13 protein-coding genes are annotated in these 15,641 nt (G+C 68.5%); 7 read left to right on the top strand and 6 right to left on the bottom strand.

Annotated elements, in window-relative coordinates:
• Positions 1-41 precede the first annotated feature (41 nt).
• Complete coding sequence (locus P3102_RS28550; protein ID WP_276363233.1) at positions 42-512, bottom strand: PH domain-containing protein; 471 nt, start codon at positions 510-512, stop codon at positions 42-44.
• 343 nt (positions 513-855) lie between these two features.
• On the opposite strand from P3102_RS28550, the gene P3102_RS28545 reads away from it, so the two are divergent.
• From P3102_RS28545 to P3102_RS28530, 4 genes are all read left to right on the top strand, one after another.
• A complete protein-coding gene (locus P3102_RS28545) occupies positions 856-2,730 on the top strand; it encodes an acetolactate synthase large subunit (RefSeq protein WP_276363231.1) in 1,875 nt (624 codons plus the stop codon).
• Positions 2,727-3,233, top strand: coding sequence for an acetolactate synthase small subunit (gene ilvN, locus P3102_RS28540; protein WP_034315713.1), 507 nt, complete (start codon positions 2,727-2,729; stop codon positions 3,231-3,233). The genes P3102_RS28545 and ilvN overlap by 4 nt, the downstream gene beginning before the upstream one ends.
• 95 nt (positions 3,234-3,328) lie before the next feature.
• Positions 3,329-4,342: a ketol-acid reductoisomerase gene (ilvC, locus tag P3102_RS28535; RefSeq protein ID WP_276363225.1), complete on the top strand. Its 1,014-nt coding sequence runs from the start codon at positions 3,329-3,331 to the stop codon at positions 4,340-4,342.
• A 75-nt stretch (positions 4,343-4,417) separates the two neighbouring features.
• On the top strand, positions 4,418-4,681 hold the full coding sequence (locus P3102_RS28530) for a DUF397 domain-containing protein (RefSeq protein ID WP_276363223.1): 264 nt from the start codon (positions 4,418-4,420) through the stop codon (positions 4,679-4,681).
• Here P3102_RS28530 and P3102_RS28525 read toward each other — a convergent pair.
• The 5 genes from P3102_RS28525 to P3102_RS28505 all read right to left on the bottom strand — a co-directional run bounded on the left by P3102_RS28525 (position 4,678) and on the right by P3102_RS28505 (position 9,455).
• Positions 4,678-5,571 carry a nuclear transport factor 2 family protein gene (locus P3102_RS28525; protein ID WP_276363221.1) on the bottom strand — a complete coding sequence of 298 codons (894 nt, stop codon included), beginning with the start codon at positions 5,569-5,571 and terminating at the stop codon, positions 4,678-4,680. The two genes, P3102_RS28530 and P3102_RS28525, sit on opposite strands and share 4 nt — an antisense overlap.
• An 80-nt stretch (positions 5,572-5,651) precedes the next feature.
• Positions 5,652-6,593, bottom strand: a complete 942-nt coding sequence (locus P3102_RS28520; protein WP_276363219.1) for an NADP-dependent oxidoreductase — start codon at positions 6,591-6,593, stop codon at positions 5,652-5,654.
• Positions 6,594-6,773: 180 nt separating this feature from the next.
• Entirely contained in the window at positions 6,774-7,730 is a 957-nt protein-coding gene (locus tag P3102_RS28515; RefSeq protein ID WP_276363218.1) for an ankyrin repeat domain-containing protein, read from the bottom strand.
• Positions 7,714-8,550: a TIGR03620 family F420-dependent LLM class oxidoreductase gene (locus P3102_RS28510; protein WP_276363216.1), complete on the bottom strand. Its 837-nt coding sequence runs from the start codon at positions 8,548-8,550 to the stop codon at positions 7,714-7,716. The genes P3102_RS28515 and P3102_RS28510 overlap by 17 nt, the downstream gene beginning before the upstream one ends.
• The gene (locus P3102_RS28505; RefSeq protein ID WP_276363214.1) at positions 8,547-9,455 is read right to left on the bottom strand and encodes a TIGR03620 family F420-dependent LLM class oxidoreductase; all 909 of its coding nucleotides are present in this window, start codon (positions 9,453-9,455) and stop codon (positions 8,547-8,549) included. Before P3102_RS28505 ends, P3102_RS28510 begins: the two co-directional genes overlap by 4 nt.
• Before the next feature lie 97 nt (positions 9,456-9,552).
• On the opposite strand from P3102_RS28505, the gene P3102_RS28500 reads away from it, so the two are divergent.
• The 3 genes from P3102_RS28500 to P3102_RS28490 all read left to right on the top strand — a co-directional run bounded on the left by P3102_RS28500 (position 9,553) and on the right by P3102_RS28490 (position 15,565).
• Positions 9,553-10,119 (top strand): TetR/AcrR family transcriptional regulator, encoded by a 567-nt coding sequence (locus tag P3102_RS28500; RefSeq protein ID WP_276363212.1) that lies wholly within the window; start codon positions 9,553-9,555, stop codon positions 10,117-10,119.
• Positions 10,120-10,259: 140 nt separating this feature from the next.
• Positions 10,260-11,858 (top strand): phosphoglycerate dehydrogenase, encoded by a 1,599-nt coding sequence (gene serA / locus P3102_RS28495; protein ID WP_276363210.1) that lies wholly within the window; start codon positions 10,260-10,262, stop codon positions 11,856-11,858.
• Positions 11,859-12,160: 302 nt separating this feature from the next.
• A complete protein-coding gene (locus P3102_RS28490) occupies positions 12,161-15,565 on the top strand; it encodes a S8 family serine peptidase (RefSeq protein WP_276363208.1) in 3,405 nt (1,134 codons plus the stop codon).
• Positions 15,566-15,641: the final 76 nt, after the last annotated feature.

The raw sequence follows: 15,641 nt of genomic DNA, 5'->3' as shown, positions 1-15,641 counted from the left end.
GAGGACCAGGGCGAACGGGCGCCAAACTGGTCCTACCAATCCTACTCCTCGGAGTCCTCGCTCTTCTCCGGAGCCTTCTCCCCGGTCTTGCCGATGTCGTCGGTCAGCCCGGAAGGATCGGCCACGTGACCCGCGCTGACCAGCGAGATCACCGGCAAGTGACGAGTACGCACGGCGGGGAGCGCGATCTTGCTGTCGTCCTTCAGTACCGCCTGCACCTTCGCCTTCTCGGTGATGGCGAGGCCCTTGAGCGAGGTCCACGGCAGATCCCGCCGTCCGAACATCGTGCGGACCTCCAACCCCTCGGCCGTCGCCGTCGTCCGGGTCCGGACGACGAACACCGCCAGTGCGATCGGGAAGAGATAGAGCCACTGGAGGTACGGCACGTCACCGAACGCGACAGGCGTCACACAAACGACGAGGAAAGCGATCGCCAGCAACGCCGTGTTCGGGATTTTGAAGACGGCCTTGCGGTCCTCGTTCGCCTGTTCCTGCTGCTTTTCTTCTGCCACGTCAAAGATGGTGCACCGCCGCCTTCCGGGCCTCGAACGCGGGTCGCGCCATCCACCGATGGTGTCCAGCATGCGGAATCGCCGTCCCGCAGAGTTGACACTCTTGACGGCGACCGGCTAACTTCACTCTCGTGACAACGCAGACCGGCCTCGTACTTCCCCAGCGCGTCGACGCTTAGGGAAGTCTCCGCTGCGTCGACGCGCGACCCTCGTGCGACCACTCCGGTCGGCGGGGGTTTTTTGATGTTCAAAACTTGGCGCAGCGTTGCCTGGAACAATATTCACTGCCGACCAGCCAATGAATACCCGAACGAGTGACTAGACAAAGACGAGGCAAACAGCGATGACCAGTGCCACCTCGCGAGCTGATGCGAACACCGGTACCTCCGGTGCCCGACCCAAGCCGGCGCCGCCCGCCGGGACCCCGGTGCGGGTCACGGGCGCGCAGTCGCTCGTCCGCTCGCTCGAGTCGGTGGGCGCGGAAGTCGTGTTCGGTATTCCCGGCGGCACCATTCTCCCGGCGTACGATCCGCTGCTCGATTCGACGAAGGTCCGTCACGTCCTGGTCCGCCACGAGCAGGGTGCCGGCCACGCCGCCACCGGATACGCGCAGGCGACCGGCAAGGTCGGGGTGTGCATGGCCACCTCCGGTCCGGGCGCGACCAACCTGGTCACCCCGCTGGCCGACGCGAACATGGACTCGGTCCCGGTGGTCGCCATCACCGGTCAGCAGTCCCGCGCGCTGATCGGCACGGACGCCTTCCAGGAAGCCGACATCTGCGGCATCACGATGCCGATCACCAAGCACAACTTCCTGGTCACCGACCCGGTGGACATCCCGCGCACCATCGCGGAGGCCTTCCATCTCGCCTCGACCGGGCGCCCCGGCCCGGTGCTGGTGGACATCCCCAAGGACGTCCTGCAGGAGATGACCTCCTTCTCCTGGCCGACGGAGATGCGGCTGCCGGGCTACCGGCCCACGCTGCGCCCGCACGGCAAGCAGGTCCGCGAGGCCGCCCGGCTGATCGGCAAGTCGCGCCGCCCGGTCCTCTACGTCGGCGGTGGCGTGATCAAGGCCGACGCCTCGCGCCAGCTGAGGGAACTGGCGGAGCTGACCGGGATCCCGGTCGTCACCACATTGATGGCCCGCGGTGCCTTTCCCGACTCGCATCCACAGCACCTCGGCATGCCGGGGATGCACGGTTCGGTCGCCGCGGTCGCCGCGATGCAGCGGGCGGATCTGCTGATCGCCCTCGGCGCCCGCTTCGACGACCGCGTCACCGGGCAGCTGTCCTCGTTCGCGCCGGACGCCGCCATCGTCCACGCCGACATCGATCCGGCCGAGATCTCCAAGAACCGCAAGGCGGACGTGCCGATCGTCGGCGACTGCGCGGAGATCATCACCGAGCTGATCGAGGCCGTCCGCGCCGAGACCGACAAGTCCGCGAAGCCGGATCTCAAGGACTGGTGGACGCAGGCGAGCGCTTGGCGTGACGACTACCCGGCCGGTTACGAATGGCCCGAAGACGGAACGCTTTCCCCGCAGTACGTCATCGAGCGCATCGGTTCGCTGGTCGGCCCGGACGCGGTCTACACCGCGGGCGTCGGCCAGCACCAGATGTGGGCCGCGCAGTTCGTGAAGTACGAGAACCCGCGCACCTGGATCAACTCCGGTGGCCTCGGCACGATGGGCTTCGCCGTCCCCGCCGCGATGGGCGCCAAGTTCGGCGTGCCGGACAAGCAGGTCTGGGCCATCGACGGTGACGGCTGTTTCCAGATGACCAACCAGGAACTGGCCACCTGCGCCATCGAAGGCGCGCCGATCAAGGTCGCCGTCATCAACAACGGCAACCTGGGCATGGTCCGCCAGTGGCAGAACCTCTTCTACGCCGAGCGGTACTCCAACACCGATCTCGGTACGCACAAACACCGCATCCCCGACTTCACCCTGCTCGCGGAGGCGCTCGGCTGCGCCGGGCTCCGCTGCGAGACCAAGGAGGACGTCGACGCCACCATCCGGCGCGCCATGGAGATCAACGACCGCCCCGTCGTGATCGATTTCGTGGTGGGGAAGGATGCCCAGGTGTGGCCCATGGTGGCCGCGGGCACCGGTAACGACGAAATCATGGCCGTGCGCGGGATCCGCCCGCTCTTCGACGACGACGAAGTCGCCGCCGAGGCGGAGCTGAACGCCGCCACCGAAGGAGACGCCCGATGAGCGTGCACACCCTGAGCGTTCTGGTCGAGAACAAGCCCGGTGTCCTCGCACGGGTTTCCGGACTGTTCTCCCGGCGTGGGTTCAACATCGAATCCCTCGCCGTCGGGCCCACGGAGAATCCCGAGGTGTCCCGGATGACGATCGTGGTCGCCGTCGAAGAGCTACCGCTCGAACAGGTGACCAAGCAGCTCAACAAGCTGGTCAACGTCATCAAGATCGTGGAATTGGAAAAGTCCACAGCCGTGCAGCGCGAACTGCTGCTGGTCAAGGTCCGGGCCGACAACACCGTGCGCAGCCAGGTCCTCGAAACGGTGCAGTTGTTCCGCGCGAAAGTGGTGGACGTCTCGCCCGAGGCGCTCACCGTCGAAGCCACCGGGACCTCGGACAAGATCGGTGCCCTGCTGCGGATGCTGGAGCCCTATGGCATCCGCGAACTGGTCCAGTCCGGAATGGTCGCGGTCGGCCGGGGCGCCCGGTCCATCACCGCCACCTCCGCCCGCTAGTCCATCCATGCCCCCGCCACCACCCTCAACGGAGAAGCTTCGCTTCACAGGGTGCATTCAAAGTCGGTAAGTCAGGAAAGGAAGTAGTACCCCTCATGGCAGTGGAAATCTTTTACGACGACGACGCGGACCTTTCGATCATCCAGGGTCGCAAGGTCGCCGTGATCGGCTACGGCAGCCAGGGTCACGCGCACTCGCTGAGCCTGCGCGACTCCGGTGTCGATGTCCGCATCGGTCTGCCCGAGGGCTCGAAGTCGCGGGCCAAGGCCGAGGAGCAGGGTCTCCGCGTGCTCACCCCGGCCGAGGCCAGCGCCGAAGCCGACCTGATCATGATCCTCGCGCCGGACACCAAGCAGCGCGCCATCTACGAGAAGGACATCGAGCCGCACCTCAAGGACGGCGACGCGCTGTTCTTCGGCCACGGCTTCAACATCCGCTACGACCTGATCAAGCCGCCGGCGGGCGTGGACGTCGCCATGGTGGCGCCGAAGGGCCCGGGCCACCTGGTCCGCCGCCAGTTCGTCGACGGCAAGGGCGTCCCGGCGCTCATCGCGGTCGAGCAGGACGCCTCCGGCACCGCGCAGGCGCTCGCGCTGTCCTACGCGGCCGCCATCGGTGGCGCCCGCGCCGGTGTCATCAAGACGACCTTCACCGAGGAGACCGAGACCGACCTCTTCGGCGAGCAGGCCGTGCTCTGCGGTGGCGCCTCCGCGCTGGTGCAGACCGGTTTCGAGGTGCTCACCGAGGCCGGCTACGCCCCGGAGATCGCCTACTTCGAGGTGCTGCACGAGCTGAAGCTGATCGTCGACCTCATGTACGAGGGCGGCATCGCGCGTCAGCGCTACTCGATCTCCGACACCGCCGAGTACGGCGACCTGACCCGCGGCCCGCGCGTCATCTCGCCGGCGGTCAAGGAAGAGATGAAGAAGATCCTCGGTGAGATCCAGGACGGCACCTTCGCCCGCGAATGGGTCGCCGAGGACGAGGCCGGACGGCCGAACTTCACCAAGCTCGAGGAGCAGGGCAACCAGCACCCGATCGAGGAGACCGGCAAGAAGCTGCGCGACCTGATGTCGTGGGTGGACCGGCCGATCACCGAGACCGCCTAGTTTCACCGCCGAAGGGGCCCTTCATCGTGAAGGGCCCCTTCGTTTTGCGTGCCGGAAAGCGATAGCGTGGACATCATGAGTGAGCAGCCGGTGGACGACAAGGCCCACATCCGGCCGAAGCTGGACCTGAGCGACGCGAAGTGGATCCGGGCGGAGCCGGAAGGCGCCGATCTCGACGACTGCGTCGAGTACGCCTTCGTGCCGCACACCGACGGCGTCACCTACACCGCGATGCGCCAGTCCTCGAACCCGGACGTCAACATCCTGGTGTTCACGCCCGCCGAATGGGACGCGTTCGTGAAAGGCGTCCGGGACGGCGAATTCAACCTGCCGGCCTAGCTTTCGGCACGCACGTTCGCGATCAGTTCGCCGAGCCGTTCGGTGGCGGCCGCGACGGCGAGATGGTCGGCGTAGTCGCGCGATTCGACGATCAGCCCGTCGCGCACGCGCAGCACGAAGATGTTGGAGACGCGGAACTCCGGGCTGTCTCGCGCCGTGCCCTGGTAGTCGAACTCGCCGATCACCACCTCGGGGTCGAGGGTCTCGTGGATCACCAGATCCCGTACCTGGAAGCGGACCTTGCCCTGCTCGCCGAACTTGAAATGCTCGTGCAGATCCGTCCTGTTCTTCAGCGTCTTCGCGCCGGGAAGGAAGGGATGCGTCACATGGGTTTCCTCGGCGTAGAGCGCGGATAGTTCACTCCACGCTCCGTCCGCGACGCCGTAGACAAGTCGCTCGAACACTCCGCGCGGGCTCTTCGGATCCGCTGTCGACTCGAGCCGGGGCGGGACCGGTGTGATCTCCCCCTCCGCCGTTTCGTAGCTCTTGGCGAGTTCTTCGAGGCCGTCGCGTGCCGCGGTCAGGCGCAGGTAGTCGTGGTAGTCGCGAGAGTGCGCGATGAGTCCGTCTCGTACTCGCAGGACTTGGACATTGGCGATGTCGAAGGACTTCCCCGTGTCGAGCATCTCGCCGACGTTGCGATACTCGGCGATGAGCACTTCTGGGTCGGTTGTCCCATGAATCAGGACATCCGCCCGTTTCATGCTGACGTTCAGTCCTCCGGAGAAGATCTTCCGCAGCGTCTCGCGACCTTCGAACCGGGACGGCACGGGCGGGCGCTGTGGATTCTCGACGACGGCGTCTTCCGCGTAGAGCTCGAACAGTTCGTCCCACCGTCGGGTGGTGACGAGTTCGGAAAGCTCGGCGAAGACGTCGCGGGGTGTGGTCATGGATCCTCCCAGTCAGACGAAACGGAGTCTGTAGTCCGTCTCTGAAGATACGGACTACAGACTCCACTTGTCCACCGGTTCTACTCGGCGACGGCGAGTACGACCTTCCCGGTGGTGCGGCCGCCGGCCACGAGTTCCTGCGCCTTCGCGGCTTCTTCCAGCGGGAACACGGTGTCGATGGTCGGCTTGAGCCGTCCGCTGTCGACCAGTTCCGCCAGTGCCAGCAGACCGGCGCGATCCGGCTCGGCGAGGGTGAACCCGCAGGTGACGCCCGCGGCGGCGGCCAATTCGGGCATCCGCTCGTCGTTGGTGCGGGTCAGCTGGATCAGCCTGCCGCCGCGGCGCAGGGTTTTGAGCGACCGCGGTCCGTACTCCAAGCCGATCGTGTCGAGCACGACGTCGACGTCGCGGACCTCCTCGGCGAAGTCCGCGGTGCGATAGTCGACGAGTTCGTCCGCGCCGAGGCCGTGAAGGAAATCGTGCTTGGCGGCGCTGGCCGTGCCGAGCACGTACGCGCCGCGCGCCTTGGCGATCTGAACCGCGAGATGGCCGACCCCGCCCGCCGCCGCGTGGATCAGGACCCGTTGCCCCGGCTGGATGTGGGCCGTGTCGACGAGGCTCTGCCAGACGGTGAGCCCCGCGAGCGGGACCGCCGCCGCGCGCACATGATCCAAAGTGGACGGTTTGCGCGCGAAGTGACGGCTCGGCGCGGCCACGTACTCGGCGTAGGCCCCGGCCTGGAACGGGAACGACGGCATGCCGAAGACCTCGTCGCCGGGGGAGAACAGGGACGCGCCCGCGCCGACCTCCTCGACCACGCCGGACACGTCCCAGCCGAGGATGTACGGCGGGTCGCCCATCGGGCCGATCCCACCGGTCTCGCGGGTCTTCCGGTCCACCGGGTTGACGCCCGCGGCGTGCACCCGGACCAGGATCTGAGTCGGGCCGGGCGTGGGCCTCTCGACGTCGACGAGTTCGAGGACTTCGGGGCCGCCCAGGCGGTTTTGGCTGATCGCTCGCATGGGCTCATTGTTCGGTGAGCGTCGTACTTCGACGAGGCTCGGGCGGGCCAGGAGGCGTCAGGATCGGGACAGGCGCGGCGACGGCTCCACGGGCTCCGGTAGCGCAATGAAGGGGCCTTTCATCGCAAAATTTGCGATGAAAGGCCCCTTCATTGCGCGCTCAGGCGTCATAGCGTGCGCTCAGGCCTCCCGAAGAAGCGACAGGATCTCCGTCTGCCCGAAGTGCTCGGCCCATCCCCAGGCCGACGACGAGTACAGCGAATCCTTGAGCGAAGGATCCGCCCCCACCTCCAGCAGGGCCCGCACCGCATCGACATGTCCGCCCTGCACGGCCAGGTGCAGCGCCGTGACACCTTCTCCGTGCGAGAGCCCGCCGAAGGTGCCCTGGCGGTTCACCGAAGCGCCGAGCTCCGCCAAGGTCCTGATCGCCGACGCCTTTCCCTGAGCGGCTGCCCAGGTCAGCGCCGTGCCGCGGTACACGTCGGCGTCTACCCAGGCGCCCCGCGCCACCAGCGTGCGCACCGTGTCGGACCGGTCGTTCCGCGCGGCCCAGGAAAGCGCCTCGTCGACGATCTCGGCCGGCTCGTCGCTCGGTCGCCAGTCCGGGAAACCGCTGTGCGGCCGGTAGAACTCGCGATGCGCGCCCGCCGCCGGGGCGAGCGTCCCGTCCGGCGCGATCAGGGAGTCGAGCAGCTCGGCCCGGCCGAGACCCGCCGCCACCCGCAGGTTGCCGGGGGACAGATCGCGCGCAGCCAGCAGCTCCGCCACCTCGCGGTGGCCCCAGAACAAGGCGACCACCAGCGGCGTCCCGCCGTCGCCGCGGGCGGACACGTCGACGGGGGCGCCCGCGGCGAGCAGCATCGTGACCAGCAGTGGCAGCCCGACGTATCCGGCCTGGTGCAACGCCGTCCAGCCGTGGACGTTGGCCGAAGCCGGATCGGCACCGTGCTCCAGCAGGAGCCGGCACAGCCGCTCGTCACAGGTGGCAGTGGCCATGCCGAGCAGGTCGTTCCCGTTCTTCCCGTGCGTGTGGACGAGCGTGGGCAGGTCACCGATCAGGCGCGCGAGCCCGGCCAGGTCCCGCGCGTCGATCAGTTCCCGTGCTTGTTCGAAAGCGAGTTCAGCCGGTGACGTCACGCTCCCGCACGTTACCCCCGACCCCCGACAGAACCCGCCATTCGGCCAGCGGGATCCGGTCGTCCCCGGTCAGGACCTGCAAACAGACGTGATCGGCCCCCGCGTCCAGATGCGCCCGCACCCGGGCGTCGATCTCCTCCTCCCCGACGGCGACCAACGCGTCCACCGGCCGGTCGGAGCCGTAGTCCTCCTCGGTGAACCCGAACCGCCGCAGATTCGCTTGGTGGTGGACGGCCTGGTCCAGATACATCGACACGTGCCGCCTCGCGATCTCCCGGTCAGATCCGAGGACGACGGCCTGCTCGACGGCGAGGAAGGCCGAAGGCCCCATGACCTCCCGCGCCAGCGCGGTGTGCTCGACGGGGACGAAGTACGAATGCGCCCCATCGGTGCGTTCCGCGGCCAGTGCGAGCATTTTCGGCCCCAGCGCGGCCAGCACGCGCCGACGCGGGGAGTCCGGTGTGGACAGTTCGGCCTCGTCCATTCCGTCGAGATAGCCGCGCATCGCCACCAGTGGTTTCATGCCCGGCAGATGACCGCCCAGTCCGAGGACGAACCGGCCGGGGTAGGCCTCGGCGAGAGTCCGTTCGGCGGCGGCCGCGGCGACGGGTGTCCGGTGGGAGAAGCGCGCGATGCCGGTGGCGACGGTCAGCCGGGAGGTCGCCGCCAGCAGCAGGCCCGCCTGCGTGAACGCCTCCCGCCCCCGGTACTCCCCGAACCACACCGTGTCGAAGCCGAGTTCTTCGGCTTCCGCGGCCGCCTCGCGGACCGCGCCGATGTCCTTGCCGTCGAACGAGAACGTCCAGATCCCGACGCTCATCGGCTCACCGCCGTCAACGCCGGGGCGAGCCGTTCCAGTTGGTCCACTATGGACGGGAGATCGTCGCCCACCGGATTGACGAGCACGGTGTCCGCGCCGGCGTCGACGAGTTCCTCGATCCGCGCGGCGATCCGCTCTTCGTCACCCCACGCCGTCAGCCCGTCGACGAGCCGATCGCTGACGTCGTCGATGTCGGCGTCGGTGTAGCCGAGCCGCTTCCAGCCCTTGAAATAGTGCGAGATGCCATAGTGCTTCATCAGCCCGATGTCCCGCACCACGCTCTTCCGCGCCTGTTCGCGATCGCCGAGCAGAACCGAATGGGTGGGGATGAGCAGCTTGTCCCGGCCGAGGATCTCGCGGGCGTACGGCGTGTGCTCGAAGGGCTGGGCGAACGGGTGCGCGCCGTCCGTGAGATCCCGCGCGAGTTCGAGCATCTTCGGGCCGACGGCGGCGAGGACGCGCGGGAACGGTACCCGTGAAGGGAATTCCTCCGCCGCCGCGGACATGGCCGTGAGGTAGTCACGGGTCTGCTCGAGCGGCCGGTAGTCCGAGCCCGCTTTCGCCGCCTGATGGGAGTGCCCGATCCCGACACCGAGCACGAACCGGCCGGGAAAGGCCTCCGCGAGCGTCCGCCCGCCGCTGTGGGCGGTGTAGGCGGGCCGCGACCACATGTTCGCGATCCCGGTACCGATCACCACCCGTTCGGTGGCGGCCAGCGTGATGGCGCTGTACGCGAACAGCTCCCGGTTCCCCGGCCCTTCGCCGCCCCAGACGGTGCGATAGCCCAACTCTTCCAGGCGCCGCACGGCCCGCCGTTCCTCGTCCGGTGTCGGCGTGAACAGGCCGACCGGCAGCCAGACGCCCACCGGGCCCAGCCGCTTCCGGGTTTCTTCGATCAAGGTCATTCCCAGTCTCCCCAGCTAACATGAGGCAGCCTCCGCTTACGCGTTCCGACTATACGGAGGCTGCCTCCGATTTGTCGAGACTAAGCTCGGGAGCGCGATGGACACCGAGAAGAAGCCGCTGCGGGCCGATGCCCGGCGCAACTACGAGCGCCTCGTCGAAGAGGCGAAGCGCGCCTTCGCCGCGCACGGGGTCGAGGCGTCGCTGGAAGAGATCGCGCGCCGTGCCGGTGTCGGCATCGGAACGCTCTACCGGCACTTCCCGACGCGGGAGGCTTTGGTCGAGACGGTGCTTCGCGAGGGCTACGACGCCCAGGCCGCGGTGGCCCGCGAACTCCTCGGCTCCTCAGAGCCGGTGGACGCGCTCAAGGCATGGTTCGCCGGGATGGGTGAACAAGCGACGCGCTATCGCGGATTGCCCGAACTGATGGTCGACGTCCTCGACGACGAGACCTCACCGCTGTACGCCTCCTGCCACGCGATGCGGGACCAGGTGTCCCACCTGGTGGAAAGGGCGAAGGCCTCGGGTGAGCTCCGGGCGGACGTCACGGTGCACGAGTTGCTGGTGCTGCTGCACGCGCTTTCCTGGGCCAGTGAACACCTTTCGGGTGACAAGAGCCTCGAACGGCTCCTCGACCTCGTTTTCACCGGATTACGGGCGAGTTAACAATCCCCTGCCACCAGGGCTAAACTGCGGCGCAACCGGGCACAACGGCGTGACCGTCAACCGCTTCGAGGCGCTTTTTCCCGTCGAGAAGCCAATCCACCCCGAGTCGCAGGCACAGACCAGATAGTGGGAGCCGTATCGTGACCAAGCCGAACAAGCCCGTCGTCCTCATCGCCGAGAAGCTCGCGCCTTCCGTGCTGAGCGTCTTCTCCGACGAGGTCGAGGTCCAGCATGTGGACGGTACGGACCGCCCCGCGCTGCTCGAAGCCGTGAAGACGGCGGACGCGCTGCTCGTGCGGTCCGCCACCAAGGTCGACGCCGAGGTCCTCGCCGCCACCACCTCGCTCAAGGTGGTCGCCCGCGCCGGTGTGGGGCTGGACAACGTCGAGGTCCCCGCCGCCACCGAACGCGGTGTCCTGGTCGTCAACGCGCCGACCTCGAACATCGTCTCCGCCGCCGAGCACGCCGTCGCGCTGCTGCTCGCGGTCGCCCGCCGGGTCCCGGCCGCGGACCAGAGCCTCCAGGGCGGCGCGTGGAAGCGCAGCGCCTACTCCGGCGTCGAGATCCAGGGCAAGACCATCGGCGTGGTCGGCCTCGGCAAGATCGGCCAGCTGTTCGCGCAGCGCCTCGCCGCGTTCGACACCAAGCTCATCGCGTACGACCCCTACGTCTCGGCCGCCCGCGCCGCGCAGCTCGGCATCGAGCTGGTCACGCTGGACGAGCTGCTGGAGCGCGCCGACGCGATCTCCATCCACCTGCCGAAGACCCCGGAGACCAAGGGCCTGATCGGCGCCGACGCGCTCAAGAAGACCAAGCCGGGCGTCATCATCGTGAACGCCGCGCGCGGTGGCCTCGTCGACGAGCAGGCGCTGGCGGACGCGGTCGGCTCCGGCCACGTCGGCGGCGCCGGGATCGACGTGTTCGTCACCGAGCCGACCACCGAGAGCCCGTTGTTCGGCCTGCCGAACGTCGTCGTCACCCCGCACCTCGGCGCGTCGACCGCCGAGGCGCAGGACCGCGCGGGCACCGACGTCGCGAAGTCCGTGCTGCTCGCGCTGCGCGGCGACTTCGTGCCGGACGCGGTGAACGTCGCCGGTGGCGGCACGGTCGGCGAGCACGTGCGGCCGTACCTTTCGCTCACCCAGAAGCTCGGCACCGTGCTGACCGCGCTCAACCCGAAGGCGCCCGCTTCGGTCACCGTCGTGGTCAAGGGCGAACTGTCCAACGAGGACGTCAGCGTGCTGCCGCTCGCGGCCGAACGCGGCGTGTTCTCCGGTGTCGTCGAGGACCAGGTCACCTTCGTGAACGCGCCCCGCGTGGCCGAAGAGCTGGGTGTCCAGGTCGATCTGGTCACCGAGCCGGAAAGCCCCAAGTTCCGCAGCCTGGTCACCCTTCGCGCGGTCCACGCCGACGGCACGACCCTTTCGGTGTCCGGTTCGGTCACCGGCAAGGACGAGGTCGAGAAGCTGGTCGAGGTCAATGGCCGCCACTTCGACCTGCGTGCCGAGGGCAACGTGCTGCTGCTCGAGTACCCGGACCGCCCTGGCATCATGGGCCGCGTCGGCACGCTGCTCGGCGAGGCGGGCCTGAACATCGAGGCCGCGCAGATCAGCCAGACCACCGACGGCGCGGACGCCGTCATGTTGCTGCGGGTGGACCGCTCCATCGACTCGCACCTGCTCGAGCCGATCGGCGCGGCCGTCGGCGCGCACACGATCCGCGCGGTCGACTTCGGCTGACGTCCGAGTACCTGAAGGCCTCCTACCTTGCGCCTGACGCAAGGTAGGAGGCCTTCAGTGCTTTTTCGCCATTGGTCGACCAACTGCGGTCGTTGTAGGTGCAGGGTTCGCGAACACGAGCAAGATTCAATAACGGTGAAAAATGCCTACTGAAGTCGGGCTGGTCCCCGGATAGGTTTCTCCGGCGAGGCCGGAACCATCGCGTCGTCAAGGGCACGGCGCGGCGCCGGGGCTCACCGTCGGGGGTGTGTTCGAGCGGCAGGCAGGTTCGAAGTCAAGGCCTCGAGTGAGGGCACTTACTCATGAACAGATCCCGCGTACCCCGGTGGGCCATCCGCTCATCGGCCGCGGTCTTCGCCGCACTGCTCGCGACGTCCGTGACCGGGGCGACGGCAGCCGCTCAGGATGTCCCGCTCGCGGACGGCGTCACGCCGGCGAAGATCGACCGTAACGGATTCCAGGGGAGGGTCGAGCCGAAGCTCAAGGCCGCCCAGGGCCAGATCACCGCCTTCGTCGAGCTGGCGAAGCAGCCCGCCGTCGACGCCTTCAACGCCGAGCAGAACAAGGGCGCAGGCAAGGAACAGGCGAAGAAGGCCGCGAAGGACGCCAAGGCCGCCGCCGCGGCGACGGTGGACTCCGTCGTCGGGCAGCTCAAGGCAGCCGACGCCGGCACCCGGCTGGTCACCCAGACCTCGAACGCGGTCGCCGGCGCGGTCGTCACGGCCGACGCGGCGAAGATCCGCGAGCTGGCGAAGCGGCCGGACGTCGTCTCGGTCAAGAAGGTGGTGCCGAAGACCCGCACGAACTCCAGCGCGGTCCAGCTGACCAACACGCTCGCGTCGTGGCAGCAGACCGGCCGCTACGGCGACGGCATCCGCGTCGGCGTGATCGACGACGGCATCGACTACACCCACGCCACCTTCGGTGGTCCGGGCACGGCCGAGGCGTACCAGGCGATCAACCGCGACCAGGCCACCCCCGCCTTCCCGACCGACAAGGTCGTCGGCGGTGTCGACCTGGTCGGCGACGCCTACGACTCGGGCAGCGACGACCCGGCCCTCAACACGCCGAAGCCCGACCCCAACCCGATCTCCTGCGGCCACCACGGCACGCACGTGGCGGGCACGGTCGCCGGATTCGGCGTGGACGAAGCGGGCAAGACGTTCACGGGCGACTACAAGAAGCTCACCAAGAAGAAGATCGAAGCGATGCGGATCGGCCCTGGCACCGCACCCAAGGCCCTGCTGTACGCGATCAAGGTCTTCGGCTGCGACGGCTCGACCAACGTCACCTCGCAGGCACTCGACTGGTCGCTCGACCCGGACGGTGACGGCGACTTCACCGACCACCTCGACGTCGTCAACCTGTCGCTGGGCGGCGACTTCGCCACCCCGGACGACCCGGACTCGCTGTTCGTGCGCAAGATCGCCGCGAACAACGTCGTGCCGGTGTTCTCCGCGGGCAACGGCGGCGACCTCAACGACGTCGGCGGCGCGCCGGGCAACACGCCCGAGGCGCTGACCGTCGCCAGCAGCCGTGACGCGTCCGTCCTCCGTGACGCCGTCGAAGCCGTCGCTCCAGACGGTGTCAAGGGTGCGAAGACCGGGCAGTTCAGCCAGAACTACGCGGCCTACGACACGCTCGACGTCACCGCGCCGGTGGTCACCCTGTCGGCCGACAACGCCGCCGGCTGCAAGCCGTACTCCGAGGCCGACAAGGCCAAGGCCGCGGGCAAGATCGTGTTCCTCGAATGGGACGACAACGACGCGACCCGCGCCTGCGGTTCGGGTGCCCGTTCGAACAACGCGCAGGCCGCCGGGGCCAAGGGCGCGCTGTTCTCGTCCACGCTGGAGCACTTCTCGGCCGGGATCGCGGGCAACGCGGCCCTGCCGACGTTCCAGCTGACCGGCGGCGCGACCGCCTCGATCCGCCCGGCGCTGGCCGCCGGCACGCTGCAGGTCCGCATGACCGGCAAGGGCCGCGTGTCCGTGCCGACCACCGATCAGTCCATCGTGGACACCCCGAGCTCGTTCACCTCGCGGGGCGGGCGCGGCCCGGCCGTCAAACCGGACGTCGCGGCGCCCGGTGACTCGATCTCGTCCGCGCTGAGCGGGAGCGGGGCCGGTCGCCTGGTCATCTCCGGGACGTCGATGGCGGCTCCGCACACCTCGGGCATCACCGCCCTGATCCGCCAGGCGCACCCCGACTGGTCGGTCGAGGAGGTCAAGGCCTCGGTCGTCAACACCGCCGGCCACGACATCCGCGACGCCTCCGGCCGCGTCTACGGCCCACAGCGCGTCGGCAGCGGCCGGATCGACGCGAAGGCCGCGCTGGACAACCAGGTCCTGGCCTACGTCGTCGACAACCCCGGCTTCGTCTCGGTGAACTTCGGTGTCGTCGAAGCGGGTGGCCCGGTGACGCTGACCAAGACGGTCAAAGTGGTCAACAAGGGCATCAAGCCGGTCGAGTACGCGGTGGGCTACGAAGCCGTGAACTCGCTCCCCGGTGTCGAGTACACAGTGGACAAGCCGACGGTGAAGCTGAGCCCGCGCGGTATCGCGCTGGTGAAGGTGACCCTGAAGATCGCCGACCCCAAGGCGCTCCGCAAGGTCATGGACCCGACCATGGCGGCCACGCAGGCCGGGCTCGCCCGGCAGTTCGTGGCGGACGCCTCCGGCCGGATCGCGTTCACCCCGAAGAGCGGCACGACCGTTCCGCTGCGGCTTTCGGTGTACTCCGCGCCTAAGCCCGTCTCGTCCATCAACACTCCTGGCACCGTCAACTTCGGCACGGGCCAGAACCAGGCGGTGCTGAACCTGACCGGCAAGGGCGTGGACCAGGGCACCGGTCCGCAGCGGTACCGCTCGCTGATCAGCGTGCTCGAGCTGCAGGCGGAATCCCCGCAGCTGCCCGAGTGCGACGGCGACGTCACCACCGACTGCACCCTGAACCAGACCGCCAAGGGCGCCGACCTGCGCTACATCGGCGCGGCGTCCACCGCCCCGCTGGCCAAGGCGCAGGGTGAGCCGGAGAACGCGTTGCTGGCCTTCGGTCTCACCACCTGGAGCGACCTGGCCAACCTGGGCAGCAACACCTCGCCGTTCGTGGACATCGACACCACGGGCGACGGACAGCCGGACTTCGAAACCTACGTGACCAAGGTGACGGCCACCGACGTCCTCGTGGCGGTCACCGTGGCGCTGAAGCCGGGCTTCCCGCAGGTGGACCTCCAGCCGATCAACGGCCAGCTCGGCGACGTCGACACGAACGTGTACGACACCAACGTCGTCGTGCTGCCGGTGAGCATCGCGGCGCTGGGCATCGACCCGAACGCCGCTTCGCACAAGATCAGCTACACGGTCGGGACCTCCGGGTTCTACGCGGCGCCGGGTGCGGACTCGTCGACGATCGACTACGTCGGCACGCCGCTTTCGTTCGACGCCTTGGCTCCCGCGTACACCGTCCAGGGCGGCGGCGACTCCGCGCTGGGCTACGTCGCGAAGCCGGGCACGGCGCTGGTGGTCAACCGCAACGCGGCCGCTCAGGACACCGTGCTGGGCCTGCTGGCGATCGAGCACCACAACGCCTCGGGCAACCGGGCGAGCGTGGTGAAGATCCAGACGAACGCCGGTGGCGGCAACGCGGGTGTCGACCGGCCGGGCAACGGCGGGCGGCACACCGGGCGTCAGCCGATCGGTGTGGGCTGACGCGGTAGTGCGGTAATTCGCGTTCGATGAGGTGAGGGACGCCCTGGCGGCAGGCTTTCCGCCGGGGCGTCCCTTC

The sequence above is a fragment of the Amycolatopsis sp. QT-25 genome (assembly GCF_029369745.1).
GTDB lineage: Bacteria > Actinomycetota > Actinomycetes > Mycobacteriales > Pseudonocardiaceae > Amycolatopsis.
Note: the sequence above shows the minus strand (reverse complement) of the source record. Positions and strands in the feature narration are given on the sequence as shown.

What these genes read in the sequence shown, in the direction of transcription:
- P3102_RS28545 (WP_276363231.1), top strand. Translation starts at nt 856, where the DNA reads ATGACCAGTGCCACCTCGCGAGCTGATGCGAACACCGGTACCTCCGGT.
- ilvN (WP_034315713.1), top strand. Translation starts at nt 2,727, where the DNA reads ATGAGCGTGCACACCCTGAGCGTTCTGGTCGAGAACAAGCCCGGTGTC.
- ilvC (WP_276363225.1), top strand. Translation starts at nt 3,329, where the DNA reads ATGGCAGTGGAAATCTTTTACGACGACGACGCGGACCTTTCGATCATC.
- P3102_RS28530 (WP_276363223.1), top strand. Translation starts at nt 4,418, where the DNA reads ATGAGTGAGCAGCCGGTGGACGACAAGGCCCACATCCGGCCGAAGCTG.
- P3102_RS28525 (WP_276363221.1), bottom strand. Translation starts at nt 5,571, where the DNA reads ATGACCACACCCCGCGACGTCTTCGCCGAGCTTTCCGAACTCGTCACC.
- P3102_RS28520 (WP_276363219.1), bottom strand. Translation starts at nt 6,593, where the DNA reads ATGCGAGCGATCAGCCAAAACCGCCTGGGCGGCCCCGAAGTCCTCGAA.
- P3102_RS28510 (WP_276363216.1), bottom strand. Translation starts at nt 8,550, where the DNA reads ATGAGCGTCGGGATCTGGACGTTCTCGTTCGACGGCAAGGACATCGGC.
- P3102_RS28505 (WP_276363214.1), bottom strand. Translation starts at nt 9,455, where the DNA reads ATGACCTTGATCGAAGAAACCCGGAAGCGGCTGGGCCCGGTGGGCGTC.
- P3102_RS28500 (WP_276363212.1), top strand. Translation starts at nt 9,553, where the DNA reads ATGGACACCGAGAAGAAGCCGCTGCGGGCCGATGCCCGGCGCAACTAC.
- P3102_RS28490 (WP_276363208.1), top strand. Translation starts at nt 12,161, where the DNA reads ATGAACAGATCCCGCGTACCCCGGTGGGCCATCCGCTCATCGGCCGCG.